The sequence below is a fragment of the Nonomuraea purpurea genome (assembly GCF_042650645.1).
Classification (GTDB): domain Bacteria; phylum Actinomycetota; class Actinomycetes; order Streptosporangiales; family Streptosporangiaceae; genus Nonomuraea; species Nonomuraea purpurea.
In genome coordinates, this window is record NZ_JBHSBI010000024.1 from 59,798 (window position 1) to 73,789 (window position 13,992).

A 13,992-nucleotide genomic window follows, 5' to 3' on the forward strand; every position below is an offset into this window, starting at 1 on the left:
AAACTCTCTTGTGAACTCCCCACCCGAGACACCCTCAGCAGCGGAGCGGCCGGCGGTCACAGACGCCGAGCTGCTGACCGCGCACATCAACGGGGATCCTCACGCCTTCAGTGAAATCGTCAAGAGGCACCGCGACCGCATGTGGGCGGTCGCCCTGCGCACGCTGGGTGACCCTGACGAAGCAGCCGACGCCGTGCAGGACGCCTTCGTCTCCGCATATCGCAAGGCCGCCACGTTTCGCGGCGAAGCGGCCGTCACGACGTGGCTCCACCGCATCGTGGTCAACGCCTGCCTCGACAGGATGCGCCGCAAGTCCGTCAGGCCGGTGGCCGACGACGAACTCATCGAGGCCGCTGAACGTGACACCCCGTTGCCCGACCAGACCGTCGAGCGCGAGGTATCGATGGAGGTTTCGGCCGCTTTGAAACTGTTGCCCAATGACCAGCGAGCGGCTCTTGTGCTGGTCGACATGATGGGATATTCAGTCGAAGACGCAGCTCAGGTGCTTCAGGTGCCCAGCGGCACCGTGAAGAGCAGGTGCGCGAGGGGGCGCGCGAAACTTGCCCCAATTCTTTCGCATCTGCGGAACCGAACGGACCTCAATCGCGTCTCATCCGCGAAGGGAGCAGAACTTCGTGACGGGTGATACGCACTACGATCTGGACATCCTGGCCGAGCTGGCCGAGGATCTCCTAGACGTCGACACGGCGCGCCAGGTCCGCGAGCATCTCGCGGTCTGCGATCCCTGCGGGGAGCAACTGGCAGACCTGGCGGCGGTTCGCGAGGTGCTCGCGGCGACCCCCACGCCGGCCATGCCGATGGGTGTCGCACTGCGAATCGACAGGGCCCTGGCGGCCGAAGCCGAAACTCGGCGGAGCGGAGGCGTCGGGCTCGCGGAAGCACCCGACTGGGATGAGCTCATGCGGGACTCCCCGTGGGAGCGGCCAGTCGAGGTGCCGGAGCCTGCGCGCTTCGGAGCCGCGCAGGCCCCCGAGCCGGTCCGGCTGGGAGTGGTCTCCGACGACGGCACCATCGTTCCCGCCAAACGCCGGCGCGCGCGCCGGCCCAGATGGGCGATGCCCGCGGTCGCGGCCGCGGCGGCGGCCGTGGTGGTGGGTGCCACAGTGGCCTCGACGGGCCTGCTCGCCGGAGGTGACGGCACAACCGGCGGCTCTCAGTCCCCTCAGGTCGCTCTGCCGGCCCCCGACAAGAGCTCGCTCATGGCCAAGCCTGCCCAGCCCAGGGCGTACGCACTGACCGACAGCGGCCACAACTACAGCGACCAGGAGCTGCGCCAGCCGCTCGAAGGCTTCTTCGGCCCCGCCCCGATCGTCGGCGGCGCGACGTCCGACGCGGCCGACGTCGACAAGTGCGTCAGCCGGGTGGCGAGCCGGACCGACCTCCACACGTACGCGGTGGACCAAGGCCAGTACAACGGCCAGGAGGCACTCGTCGTCGCCTCCTGGAAGGACAAAGCCGCGGGAAGACTGCGCATCGACATCGTCGACCCGTTCAACTGCAAGAACCTGCGTAAGCCCACACTGGGCCGCTGGTAAGGTAAAAGCCCACGTCAGAGCCCGCTTCGGCGGGCTCTTTCGCTTTGTCTGGAGCGTCGTGGTTAGGGGAAGGGAATCACGGCGGCCTAGGATCTGTTGTCGCCGGTGGCAACAGCAGACGAGGAAGGCGTGGGAGCGTTGAGCGACGTTCGTAACGTGATCATCATTGGATCCGGCCCAGCAGGCTATACCGCGGCCGTCTACTCCGCGCGCGCCGAACTCAAGCCTCTAATCTTCGAGGGCTCCGTCACAGCGGGCGGCGCGCTCATGAACACCACCGACGTGGAGAACTTCCCCGGTTTTCCCGACGGGATCATGGGGCCCGACCTCATGGACAACCTTCGCAAGCAGGCTGAGCGGTTCGGCGCGGAGTTGGTGGCCGACGACGTGGTCGAGGTGGATCTGGAGGCCAACCCCAAGGTCATCAAGACCCACACCGACACCTACTACGCGAAGTCCGTCATCCTGGCGATGGGCTCCGGTTACCGCGAGCTCGGCCTGGAGAACGAGAAGCGGCTCTCCGGCCGTGGCGTCTCCTGGTGCGCGACCTGTGACGGCTTCTTCTTCCGCAACAAGGACATCGTGGTCGTCGGCGGCGGCGACACGGCGATGGAGGAGGCCACGTTCCTGACCCGGTTCGGGCGGATGGTGACGGTCGTCCACCGCCGCGACTCGCTGCGGGCCAGCAAGATCATGCAGGAGCGGGCGTTCGCGAACGACAAGATCCGCTTCGTCTGGGACTCCGAGGTCGTCGACGTGCTCGGCGACTCCAGGGTCGAGGCCGTGAAGCTGCGCAACGTCGAGACCGGCGAAGAGTGCGAGCTGGCCACCGACGCCCTGTTCCTGGCGATCGGCCACGATCCCCGCAGCGAGCTGGTCAAGGGTCAGATCGACCTCGACGAGAACGGCTACATCAAGGTGGCCGCTCCGACCACGGCGACCAACATCGACGGCGTGTTCGCCGCCGGCGACGTCGTCGACCACATCTACCGCCAGGCCATCACCGCGGCCGGCACCGGATGCGCGGCCTCGCTCGACTCCGAGCGCTGGCTGGTCAACAACGAGAAGTAAGGAGAGCGCACCGTGAAGGCTGTCACCGACGCCACGTTCGAGGATGAGGTCCTGAAGAGCGACAAGCCCGTGCTGGTCGATTTCTGGGCCGAGTGGTGCGGCCCGTGCCGACAGGTCGCGCCCATTCTGCAGGAGATCGCCAACGAGCACGGCGACAAGCTGGAGATCGTCAAGCTCAACATCGACGAGAACCCTCAGGTTCCGCGCGACTACGGCGTGCTCCAGATCCCGACCCTGAACGTCTACCAGAACGGAGAGGTCGTGAGGCAGATCATCGGCGCCAAGCCGAAGGCCATGCTGCTGCGCGAGCTCGAAGGCATCATCTAGTTCGACCGGTCGTGAGCCCTCCGCCGTGCGCGGAGGGCTCACGCATGTGTGCGAAGCCCTAGAAGGCCGTCAGACGGGACGTAGCGCGCGTTCAGGACTCATTGACCCCAGAAGCCGCTCCAGCGCCACCTCGACGTCCTCACGCCACGAGACGGCGGTCTTGAGTTCGAGCCGCAGCCGCGGAAAACGCAAATGCGGACGAACAGTCTTAAAGCCAACAGACAGCAAGTATTCCGCTGGAACTACGCAACTGGGCTCTTCCCACTTGAGGTCTCCGAAAGCTTCAATGGCTTTCACACCGCGTCGTGTCAGATCCTTGGCCACCCCTTGGATCAGCATGCGTCCCAATCCGCCACCCGAGAACTCCGGGATGATGTGGGCCGTCATCAGCAACACCGCGTCGGCGCTGACCGGCGAGGTGGGAAAGGCCACCGAGCGCGGGCTGTAGAGGGGCGGGCTGTAGAGCACGAACCCCGCGGGAACCCCGTCCACGTAGACGATTTTGCCGCAGCTCCCCCATTCCAGCAGCGTTCCGGAGATCCACGCCTCCTTCTCCAGCCCGGGATCGCCCGACTGCTGCGCGCGTTCGCTGGTGACGGGATCGAGCTCCCAGAACACGCACCGCCGGCAGCGCCTCGGCAGATCGTCAAGATTGTCCAGGGTTATATTGACCAGCCGGCGCGACAACTACCGCCCCTATCGTTGACCCGGAAAAGCGCGCGAAAACCGCGTCTACAGGTGGCATCGTAGCCCAGTGGAGAACCCACCAGCGGGCACCACGACGGTCGAGCCGGTCACGTGCGACATGTCCGGCTGGCGTAATCTGGTATTTCAGTCCCATATGACACCTAGGAGGTGGGCCGTGACGCGAGAGCTGGATCACGGTCAGACACCCGCGACCCAAGGGTCGCGCATCGACGCGTACGTCGATCGGTACGCCGCGCGAGCTACCGGGATGGTCGCCTCCGAGATCCGAGCTCTGTTCGCCGTCGCGTCGAGGCCCGAGGTGGTCTCGCTCGCCGGCGGCATGCCGTACGTCACGGCGCTCCCCCTCGACATGGTCGGCGAGCTCGTCTCCGACCTCGTCACCAAGCGCGGCCCCGTCGCGCTGCAGTACGGTTCCGGCCAGGGTGACCCGCACCTGCGCGAGCAGATCTGCGACGTCATGCGGCTGGAGGGGATCCACGCCGGGGCGGACGACGTGGTCGTCACCGTCGGTTCGCAGCAGGCGCTCGACCTGATCACCCGGATCTTCATCGATCCGGGCGACGTGGTGCTCGCCGAGGGGCCCTCGTACGTGGGAGCGCTCGGTACGTTCGCCGCCTATCAGGCCAAAGTCGTCCATATCGCCATGGACGACCAGGGCATCGTGCCCGAGTCCCTGGCCCAGACCATCTACGCGCTGGAGACGGCCGGGGCACCCATCAAGTTCCTCTACACGATCCCGACCTTCCAGAACCCGGCCGGCGTCACCCTGAACTTCGCCCGCCGCCAGCAGGTGCTCGACATCTGCCAGCGGGCCGGGATCCTCATCATCGAGGACAATCCGTACGGACTGCTCGGCTTCGACGGCGAGCCCATGCGCGCCCTGCGTGCCGACAACCCCGACGGCGTGGTCTACCTGGGATCGTTCTCCAAGACACTCGCCCCCGGCTTCCGGGTCGGCTGGGCCCTGGCCCCGCACGCCATCCGCGACAAACTCGTGCTGGCCATGGAGTCGGCCGTGCTGTCACACTCGTCCTTCACCCAGCTCGCCGTCGGCCAGTACCTGGCCACGCAGCCGTGGCGGGAGCAGATCAAGACATTCAGGGAGCTCTACCGCGAACGCCGCGACGCGCTCCTGGAGGCGCTCGACGCCCTCATGCCACCCGAGGTCACCTGGACCCGCCCCGGCGGCGGCTTCTTCGTCTGGGCCACCCTGCCCGAAGGCCTCGACTCCAAGGCCATCCTGCCGCGGGCAGTGGCCGAGCGCGTGGCATTCGTCCCCGGGACCGGGTTCTTCTCGGACGGGAGCGGAGCCCGGCACATGCGCCTGTCCTTCTGCTTCCCCGAACCTGACCGGATCAGGGAAGGGGTGCGGCGGCTGGCCGGAGTGATCGAGCAGGAGATGCAGATCCGCGACACGTTCGGGACGGCCTCCGCGCGCGACCACAACGGGGTCGACACACCTGGGCCCGACCTCGCCTGAGCGAGGCCGCACATCCGGTGACGGCCGGCGATGACGTCGGCCGTCACCGTTGTTTTTGTTTCGGCAGGACTCGGGCTGGGATCGCCGGAGAAGGCACCTCCCGTACACCATTCGCCCCCGACGCCGGTACCGTTGGACACCGTGCGATCAGTCGGAGGAGATGAGATGAGCGATCTGGGCCACGTGCTCGTGCTGGCCGGAGGCCTCTCCTACGAGCGGGAGGTGTCTCTGCGCTCCGGTCGCCGCGTCAGCGAGGTGCTGCGCGCCGTCGGCATCGACGTCGAAGCCCGCGACACCGACGCCTCCCTCGTGCCCTCGATCCTCGCCGACCCGCCGGACGCGGTCTTCGTGACGTTGCACGGAGGCGCGGGCGAAGACGGCGCCATCCGCTCGGTGCTCGAACTCCTCAACGTCCCCTACGTGGGCGCCGACCCCGACGCGTGCCGGGTCGCCTTCGACAAGCCCACCGCCAAAGCCGTCGTACGCTCCGTCGGCCTGCGCACCCCCGAATCCGTCACCCTGCCGAAGGAGACGTTCCACGACCTCGGCGCCACAGTCGTGCTCGGACGCATCGTGGAACACCTCGGCCTCCCCCTGTTCGTCAAACCCGCCAGAGGCGGCTCGGCGCTGGGCGCGTCGATCGTCCGCACCGCCGAAGAGCTACCCGCCGCCATGGTCGGCTGCTTCGCCTACGGCGACACCGCGCTCATCGAACGGTACGTCGAAGGGGTTGAGGTCGCCGTCTCAGTCGTGGACCTCGGCAACGGCCCAGAAGCCCTGCCCGCCGTCGAAATCGTGCCCGACGAGGGCGTCTACGACTACGCCGCCCGCTACACCGCCGGCCACACAGAGTTCTTCGCCCCCGCCCGCCTCTCCCCCCAGGCGGCCGCGGCGTGCGCGGAGACGGCCGTTACGGCTCACACGGCTCTCGGGTTGCGCGACATCTCCCGTACGGACCTGATCGTGGACTCGTCAGGCCAGCCGCACTTCCTTGAGGTCAACGTGGCACCAGGAATGACGGAGACGTCACTCCTGCCGATGGCCGCCGAGGCCGCCGGGCGCGACCTGGGCGACCTCTGCCGCACCCTCCTCCAAGCAGCCGCCTCCCGCTCCCGCTCCTCGTAGCCCCTCTGCCGTTCGGGATCCCAGTCGGTGCCGAAGCGGGACGGCAGTTGCCACCGATGCCGGTCAAGACGGAACGGCCGGTCGCGCGGCTACGTCGATGACAAGCAACAGCGTGCGCCAGCCGCTTCGGGACAACACCCAGCTACGCCCGACGCCCGACGCCCGACGCCCGACGCCCGACGCCCGACGCCCGACGCCCGACGAGAAGCTACAGCCCCCGGCAGTTCGGGTGGCAATGGGACAGCGGTTGACGGTCGCCCGGTGTTTGGGCGCGGGGACCTCAATCGACGTCGTCGTGGTTCAGCGTCTGTCAGTCATGCGCCACTACCGAGCGGTGAATGCGGTCGCGCCTCTACCGCGAGCACCCCCAGCGCTTCCTCACTGCACTCCCCCGAACCCTCAGGCCGCTGAAAGCCCATCCAAGCCCCGAGAGCGAGTTCCGTCCTTTCGACGCTCCACCCCTGTCCGGCACCACACTCTCAGTCCGGCACCCCTGTCCGGCACCCCGCTCTCAATCCAGCGCCACGCCCCCGGATCGGCACCCCGCCCTCAGTCCGGCGCCCACCCCCCATTCCGGTGTCACGCTCCCCGGGTCGGTACACCACCCTCGATCCAGCGTCACGCCCCTGGGCCGGCACCCCTGCCCTCAGTCCGTGCCACACCCCCCGATCCAGCACTGCGCCCTCAATCCAGCACCCCACCTCTGCCCGCCACCCTGCCCTCAATCCGGTGCTACGCCCCGCTCCGGTGTCCCACCCCGGTAGACCTTCGTGATGGAACCCGGGATCGGTGAGCGGGGTAGTGAAACGTAGCCTTACGGTGTGCTGATCGATTCCATGTACCCGAAGAGTTTCGCCAGCGACAACCACGCAGGCGTACACCCGGCGATCCTCGAAGCCATCGCCGCGGCAAACAACGGAGACGCTCCCGCCTACGGTGACGACAGTTGGACCGCGGCGTTCGAAGAGAAGATCAAGGAGGTGTTCGGTCCGGGCGCCGAGGGTTTCGCGGTGCTCAACGGAGCGGGCGCCAACATGGTCGGACTGGCGCTCATGCTCGGCCGCTACGACGCCATCCTGTGCGCCGACACCGCCCACATCGCCACCCACGAAGCGGGCGCATCGGAGCGGCTGCTCGGCGTGAAGCTGATGACGATCCCCCCGGAGCATGGCAAGCTCCGCCCAGACGACATCACGGCCCGCTTGGGCGGTATCGGCAACCCCCACGAATCCCAGCCGACCGTCGTGTCCATCTCCCAAGCGACAGAACTCGGCACCTGCTACTCCCCCGACGAGATCGCCGCCCTGGCCGAGGCGGCGCACGCGTCCGGTCTTCGTCTTCACGTGGACGGCGCCCGGCTCGCCAACGCCGCCGCGTACCTCGACTGCGATCTGAAGGCCATCACGACGGACGCCGGGGTCGACGTCTTCAGTTTCGGCGGCACCAAGAACGGCGCCCTCGCTGCCGAGGCCGTGGTGGTCCTTGACCCCTCCCTGTCCCACGCGGTGCCGTTCCTCCGCCGCCAGTCCCTTCAGCTCGCCTCGAAGATGCGCTTCATCTCGGCGCAACTCTCGGCCCTCCTGACGGACGACCTATGGCGCGAGAACGCGGCACACGCCAACCAGATGGCCACCCGCCTGGCCGATGGACTCGCTGGCATCCCCGGCGTCTCCCTGGCTCATCCGGTCCAGTCCAACGCCGTCTTCGCGACTCTCCCGCCCGCCGCGATCGAGATCCTTCGCAGCCGCTACCTGTTCCACCCCTGGGACGAAACGGCGGGCACCGTTCGCTGGATGACCGCCTTCGACACCACACCGGAACACATCGACGACTTCCTGAACGACATCCACAAGGCCACCGCCGTATAGCTTCCGCACTCCACGAGCCGTCGTCCCACTGCCTTGTTTCACGTGAAACACACCGCACGCCTCGGAGTCATCGACTTGCTTCCGCCGCCCGCGCCGGAGTCTGGCCCACCCTTCCGACCGCTCGATCCGTACACCGGAACGCGCACGCATGCTGTACGCCGCCAGCACTTGCGGACATCGGTGCTACGCCCCCGCATGTTTCACGTGAAACAAACAGCCTGCGCGCCAATCAGAAGGAGCGCACGCCGGACGCGCAGCCTCCCCCTCATCTCTCTCCAGCAGCGCACCAGCTCTGCCCGTCAACGCACCAGCGACACCCCGACACCCAACGCCCAACGCCCAACGCCCAACGCCCAACGCCCAACGCCCAACGCCCAACGCCCAACGCCCAACGCCCAACGCCCAACGCCCAACGCCCAACGATGAGTGTCGGCCGGTTTCACGTGAAACATGGGTCGCACTCCCGTCTCTCTCAAACGGGACTCAGACGGCGAACGACCGCTCTTCCTGCCAACGGGAGGGGGCAGGAAGAGCGGTCGTGTGGATGATCGAGCCGACCCAGCCGGACTTCGAGGCGGGGGAGATGGGAAGAGATGGGAGCGCACGTGTACGCGACCTCCCCCACCGAGATTGTCGGCGACGCTGACGGCAACGTGCGGGCACTGCACCTGGTTGAGGTCGAGGGGCCGCAGAACGACTTCAAGCCGATCCCCGGCACCGAACGTTTCACGTGAAACAGCGCACGGCGGCCATGCGCCTGAAACGACGGCGGTGATCGGTCGCACGCTCAGCCGCGACTTCCTCCACTCCCCCTCAAGCTCAATCCTCGGCTTCGCGCATCGCGCGCGCTGCTTCCGGTGCCATGGTGCCGATGATGCGCTCAAGGTCGTCGATCGTGGCGAACTCGACGACGATGCGTCCCTTCCGCCGACCCAAGTCAACCTTCACCTTGGTCTCGAAGTGATCCGAGAGCCGGTCTGCCAAATGAGTCAGCCCCGGAGCCGCCGGCTTGGCCGCCGGGCGTTCGCGAGCGGGCTTCTTGGCCGCCATGGCACTTCCCATGGCGACGATCTCTTCCACGGCTCGGACCGAAAGGAGCTCCGCTGAGATTCGCTTGGCGAGCTGCACTTGCTCTTCGGGGCTGGAGAGACCGAGCAGAGCGCGTCCGTGTCCGGCGCTGATGACCCCGGCGGCGACCGTCAGTTGAACTTCCGGCGGGAGATTGAGGAGGCGGAGGGTGTTGGTGATGTGGGAGCGGGAGCGTCCGACACTCTTGGCGAGCTGATCGTGCGTGGCCTGGAAGTCATCCAGCAACTGCTGATACGCCGCGGCCTCTTCCAGAGGGTTCAGTTGCTCGCGCTGAAGGTTTTCAATCAGGGCGTCACGGAGAAGATCGGTGTCCTGGGTGTTGCGGACGATCGCCGGGACCGGGTCCAGTCCGACCCGCTGGCACGCGCGCCAGCGCCGCTCCCCCATGATCAACTCGTACTGGCCACCGCCAACAGACCGCACCACGATCGGCTGCAGAAGGCCGACCTCCCGGATCGAGGCCGCCAGTTCTTCAAGGCGTTCCTCGTCGAACACCTCACGCGGCTGACGCGGATTGGGGACGATCGCGCTGAGGGCGACCTCCTTGAAGTACGCTCCGGCGATCGGCAGCGGGCCCGCCTCCACCGCCGCGCCATTCGCCGGGGCCGGCACAGTCCCCACGCCGTCAATGACGGGTCCGGTCGGGATGAGCGCCCCGAGTCCTTTGCCCAATCCCCGCCGCTGCTGACTCACTGCGTCTCCTCATCCACCCGGTCGACTCCGGTCACTCCAGGAGAGGTTACCGTTGTGAACCCAACGCGGTGTCCGCTCGCCACACACCGCCCGGTTAGATTTGCGCCGACAGGGTCACAAATCTGCCCAACTCCTGACTGAACCCGAGACCACCCCACCCCCGCTGGGGCGACGACAACGACAACGGCGACAACCGCAAGGCGGACGGCAACAGTGGCGACGGGGGGCGACATCGGCAGCGGCAGCGGCGGGGCAGAACCGATATCGGAGGCAGGGTCGGTAGTGAGGCCGGTGGCGGGGGTGGGGGCCGGGTAGGGGCGGTGGGGGCGGGGGTCATGGCGACGAGGGGGAGATGTGGTCCTTGCCCCTCCCCTCCCGCCGAAAAGCACCTGCTGCGCGTTCCAACGCAACCGGACGCGCGAGGTGTGAGGTGCCCAGCTCGCCGACGAGCAGCCTCAAGCCACCGCCCCGCATCACCGGGGCAGCCAACCGGGCACGCGAAACCCAGCCACGAGGAAACAGCTCGTGGCCGAAGAGGGCAGCGAGGTTGTCAGGACACGGTGGCGCGGTGGGCGATCTCGCGGGCGGCGTCCATGTAGGCCATCGCCCCGCTCGACCCCGGGTCGTACGTCATCACCGACTGCCCGTAACTGGGCGCCTCCGACAACCGCACGCTGCGCGGAATGACCGTTCTGAGCACGGTGTCCCCGAAGTGCGCCCGCACTTCCTCGGCCACCTGGGAAGCCAGCCGTGTCCGCCCGTCGTACATTGTCAGCACGATGGTGGACAGTCGCAGTGTCGGGTTCAGGTGGGCCCGGATCAGGTCCACGTTCCGCAGGAGCTGGCCGAGGCCCTCCAGGGCGTAGTACTCGCACTGGATCGGGATCATGACCTCGTCCGCGGCCACCAACGCGTTCACCGTCAGCAGCCCCAGCGACGGCGGGCAGTCGATCACGATGTAGTCGAAGTCCATCGCGTCATAGGCGGCCAGCGCACGCCGCAGCCGAGCTTCCCGTGCCACCAGCGAGACGAGTTCGATCTCCGCGCCCGCCAGGTCGATGGTGGCCGGCGCACAGTACAGGTTCGGCATGTCGGGGACCTGCTTGACGATGTCGGCCATCGGCAGGTCGTCAACCAGGACCTGGTACACATCCGGCACATCACCGCGATGCTCGGTGGCCAGCGCCGTGGAGGCGTTGCCCTGCGGGTCGAGGTCAACCACGAGCACCCGCTCACCGTGCATGGACAGCGCGGCGGCGATGTTGACCGATGTGGTGGTCTTGCCGACGCCGCCCTTCTGGTTGGCAACCGCGATCACTCTGCACTTCGACGGACGCGGCCAGCCACCGTTGCCATCGCTGGGCGCCTCACCAGCCTGGGCGGCGGCCGTCTGGGTTGCAGATGTTTCACGTGAAACCACGGAGCTGAGCGCCTCTCGTACCAACGGCGAATCACCTGGGTTCAGGGGGGTCTGGGTCACAATGGCCATCCTTTCAACCAGTGGTGTGCCGGTGCCGGGAATTTGCTGTCGCGACACGCCCAATTCAGGCCAGCCAACCCCGGTTGGACTCTCGGACCGACGACCGTCCGGCCAACCAAGCCCACATGACGCGACTGGCACAGCCGTCACCTCCTTCGTCGCCGCCTCGCTCGCTCCGGCGCGCGACCCGCTACCACCCGAACCAATGTTGCAGGCGGCTCGACCTTACCGCGCCCGACAGTCACGAGCTCAGCCGTTCGGGCTCCGCTGGCGCGCAACTGCTCTTCCGCCTCGGCGAGCTCGCCGGCGGCGCGCTCCCCCTTCATGGCTATCAACTCGCCGCCCTCACGCAACAGCGGCATGGCCCATTTCAGGAGGCGGTCGAGCGGCGCCACCGCGCGAGCACTGGCGACGTCGAACTCCCGCTTGCCGGCCAACTCCTCCGCCCGGCCGCGCAACACCTCGACGTTATCGAGCTTGAGCGCCTCGACGCATTCTTCGAGAAAAACCGTACGGCGCAGCAACGGCTCAAGAAGCGTGACGGTGATGTCCGGCCGGACGATCGCCAGGACGAGGCCGGGCAGCCCGGCGCCGGAGCCGATGTCCACCAGCCGCACGTCCGCGGGCACGACCTCGGCGACGACGGCGCAGTTGAGCAGGTGGCGATCCCAGATCCGGGGCACCTCCCTCGGTCCCAGCAGGCCGCGGACCACGCCGGGACCCGCCAGCAGCTCGGCGAAGGCGCCGGCACGATCCCAGGCCTCCCCGGCGAAGACGTCCCGCGCTATGTCCGGCGGTGCCGGAAGCTCATCGCTCACTGGTCGGTGGCCCTTTCTTGGTGCTTGCTCGTGGCCGGGCACGGATCACTCTGGGGAAACGTACACCTGGAAGACTAGCGGGCCGGGCCTGACATCGGCCTTTGAGCACGCCGCCGAAGAAAGCCTAGGACACTCGTCCCAAGCGTGTACGACCGCACCCGACATATGGCTGGGACCCAGCGCGAACAAAGCACCCGGGTTTTCTTTCCGAAAGCCTATTCAATGGAATTATATTCTCGCGGCCGATCGACACCCGGGCAAACAAAAACGGCCGCCTGCCACGCTCAAGGCGGGCAGACGGCCGATCAACGTACTCAGGCGGGCAGAACCACCACGTACCGCTGAGGCTCCTCGCCCTCGGACTCGCTTCGGAGCCCCGCGGCCGCCACGGCGTCGTGGACGATCTTCCGCTCGAACGGCGTCATCGGCTGCAGCGACTTCGGCTCGCCCCGGTCCTTGACCTGGTTGGCGATCTCGGTGCCGAGCTTGGTCAGCTCCGCCCTACGGCGCTCGCGGTAGCCGCCGACGTCGAGCATCAGCCTGGAGCGTTCGCCGGTCTGGCGGTGCACGGCCAGGCGCGTGAGCTCCTGCAGCGCTTCGAGCACCTCTCCCCCGGGCCCCACCAACTCCGTGCCTTTGAGCCCCACGACGGACACCATGGCGCGGTCGCCCTCGACGTCCATGTCGATGTCGCCGTCGATGTCGGCGATGTCGAGAAGGCCCTCGACATAGTCGGCAGCGATCTCGCCCTCTTGCTCCAGCGCGCTGAGATCAGGAGCCTTCTCCTGCTCGGCCTCGGTCATGGCCGGCCTCTCCTTCGTGTTCAGGACTTCTTGCTGCCGGTGCGCTTGCTGCGGGACTGGCGGCTTGGCTGCTGCCTAATGATCTTAGGCTCCGCCGGCGGCGGCGGAGGCGCCTGCTCCTCCGGCGTGGTCTTGCGCAGTTTGGCGATCAGACCCGCCTTGGGCGGCACCGGGATCACATTCCCCTTGGCGTCGAACTGAGGCATCGGGTGCCGGCTGTAGAACCAGTGCTGCTGGCCGAGCGTCCACACGTTGGTGGTGACCCAGTAGAGGATCAGGCCGAGGGGGAAGTTCAGGCTGAAGAAGGCGAACAGCGGAGAGATGTACATCAGGATCTTCTGCTGCTGCGCCATGGGGTTGTCCGGCATCTGGGCAATGGAGCGGGTGACGCTCTGCCGGACGGTGAGGAACGTGGTGAGCGAGCTGATCGCCACGAAGATGGCCAGGACGATCTTGGTCGACACGACACCGGCGTCGAAGCTCTCGATCTGGGCCGACGACATCCAGAAGTTGGCGGGCAGCGGCGCGCCGAAGATGTGCGCGGACCGAGCGCTGTCCACCAGTTCCTGGGTCATGCCGTACTTGGGATGACCGTTCGCCATGTTCTGCAGCACAGTGAACATGGAGATGAAGATCGGGAACTGCGCGATGACGGGAAGGCAGCCGCCGAGGGGGTTGGCGCCCGCTCCCTGGTAGAGCGCCATGACCTCCTGGTTCATGCGCTGCTTGTCGTTCTTATAACGCTTGCGCAGTTCCTGCACCTTGGGGGCGAGCTCCTGCATCTTCTTCGACGAGCGCATCTGCTTGAGGAAGAGAGGGAAGATCAGGATTCGCATGCATATGGTCAGCGTGATGATCGTCAGCGCCCACGTCAGACCGCTGTCCGGGTCGAGGAACATGCTGTATCCGGTATGGATCCAGATGATGACGTGGGCGACGGCTTCATACAGCCAGCTCAGCCAGGACAGCTCCAC

The 13,992-nt window shown here is 67.1% G+C and carries 14 protein-coding genes; 8 read left to right on the top strand and 6 right to left on the bottom strand.

The window, feature by feature from the left end; translation table 11 throughout:
- The first annotated feature begins 10 nt into the window (after positions 1-10).
- The 4 genes from sigM (at position 11) to trxA (ending at position 2,954) form a co-directional block, all read left to right on the top strand.
- Complete coding sequence (gene sigM, locus ACFOY2_RS37090) at positions 11-646, top strand: RNA polymerase sigma factor SigM (protein WP_379532784.1); 636 nt, start codon at positions 11-13, stop codon at positions 644-646.
- Positions 636-1,556, top strand: a complete 921-nt coding sequence (locus tag ACFOY2_RS37095) for an anti-sigma factor family protein (protein WP_379532785.1) — start codon at positions 636-638, stop codon at positions 1,554-1,556. Before sigM ends, ACFOY2_RS37095 begins: the two co-directional genes overlap by 11 nt.
- 138 nt (positions 1,557-1,694) lie before the next feature.
- Positions 1,695-2,627, top strand: coding sequence for a thioredoxin-disulfide reductase (trxB, locus tag ACFOY2_RS37100; RefSeq protein ID WP_379532786.1), 933 nt, complete (start codon positions 1,695-1,697; stop codon positions 2,625-2,627).
- Positions 2,628-2,639: 12 nt separating this feature from the next.
- Positions 2,640-2,954: a thioredoxin gene (gene trxA / locus ACFOY2_RS37105; protein ID WP_379532787.1), complete on the top strand. Its 315-nt coding sequence runs from the start codon at positions 2,640-2,642 to the stop codon at positions 2,952-2,954.
- Positions 2,955-3,023: 69 nt separating this feature from the next.
- Here the strand turns inward: trxA and ACFOY2_RS37110 are convergent, their stop codons facing one another.
- Positions 3,024-3,641: a GNAT family N-acetyltransferase gene (locus tag ACFOY2_RS37110; RefSeq protein WP_357820999.1), complete on the bottom strand. Its 618-nt coding sequence runs from the start codon at positions 3,639-3,641 to the stop codon at positions 3,024-3,026.
- Between the two features lie 154 nt (positions 3,642-3,795).
- On the opposite strand from ACFOY2_RS37110, the gene ACFOY2_RS37115 reads away from it, so the two are divergent.
- The 4 genes from ACFOY2_RS37115 to ACFOY2_RS37130 all read left to right on the top strand — a co-directional run bounded on the left by ACFOY2_RS37115 (position 3,796) and on the right by ACFOY2_RS37130 (position 8,869).
- Entirely contained in the window at positions 3,796-5,142 is a 1,347-nt protein-coding gene (locus ACFOY2_RS37115; RefSeq protein ID WP_379532788.1) for an aminotransferase-like domain-containing protein, read from the top strand.
- Positions 5,143-5,307: 165 nt separating this feature from the next.
- The gene (locus ACFOY2_RS37120) at positions 5,308-6,267 is read left to right on the top strand and encodes a D-alanine--D-alanine ligase family protein (RefSeq protein ID WP_379532789.1); all 960 of its coding nucleotides are present in this window, start codon (positions 5,308-5,310) and stop codon (positions 6,265-6,267) included.
- An 821-nt stretch (positions 6,268-7,088) separates the two neighbouring features.
- Positions 7,089-8,135 (top strand): threonine aldolase family protein, encoded by a 1,047-nt coding sequence (locus tag ACFOY2_RS37125; protein WP_379532790.1) that lies wholly within the window; start codon positions 7,089-7,091, stop codon positions 8,133-8,135.
- Between the two features lie 593 nt (positions 8,136-8,728).
- Complete coding sequence (locus ACFOY2_RS37130; RefSeq protein WP_379532791.1) at positions 8,729-8,869, top strand: hypothetical protein; 141 nt, start codon at positions 8,729-8,731, stop codon at positions 8,867-8,869.
- A gap of 85 nt (positions 8,870-8,954) precedes the next feature.
- Here the strand turns inward: ACFOY2_RS37130 and ACFOY2_RS37135 are convergent, their stop codons facing one another.
- The 5 genes from ACFOY2_RS37135 to yidC form a co-directional block, all read right to left on the bottom strand.
- Complete coding sequence (locus tag ACFOY2_RS37135; protein WP_379532792.1) at positions 8,955-9,917, bottom strand: ParB/RepB/Spo0J family partition protein; 963 nt, start codon at positions 9,915-9,917, stop codon at positions 8,955-8,957.
- A gap of 550 nt (positions 9,918-10,467) precedes the next feature.
- Positions 10,468-11,406 carry a ParA family protein gene (locus ACFOY2_RS37140; protein WP_379532793.1) on the bottom strand — a complete coding sequence of 313 codons (939 nt, stop codon included), beginning with the start codon at positions 11,404-11,406 and terminating at the stop codon, positions 10,468-10,470.
- 137 nt (positions 11,407-11,543) lie between these two features.
- Positions 11,544-12,215 carry a 16S rRNA (guanine(527)-N(7))-methyltransferase RsmG gene (gene rsmG / locus ACFOY2_RS37145; protein WP_379532794.1) on the bottom strand — a complete coding sequence of 224 codons (672 nt, stop codon included), beginning with the start codon at positions 12,213-12,215 and terminating at the stop codon, positions 11,544-11,546.
- A gap of 314 nt (positions 12,216-12,529) precedes the next feature.
- Positions 12,530-13,018, bottom strand: a complete 489-nt coding sequence (locus tag ACFOY2_RS37150) for a Jag family protein (protein WP_379532795.1) — start codon at positions 13,016-13,018, stop codon at positions 12,530-12,532.
- 20 nt (positions 13,019-13,038) lie between these two features.
- On the bottom strand, positions 13,039-13,992 hold the full coding sequence (yidC, locus tag ACFOY2_RS37155; protein WP_379532796.1) for a membrane protein insertase YidC: 954 nt from the start codon (positions 13,990-13,992) through the stop codon (positions 13,039-13,041).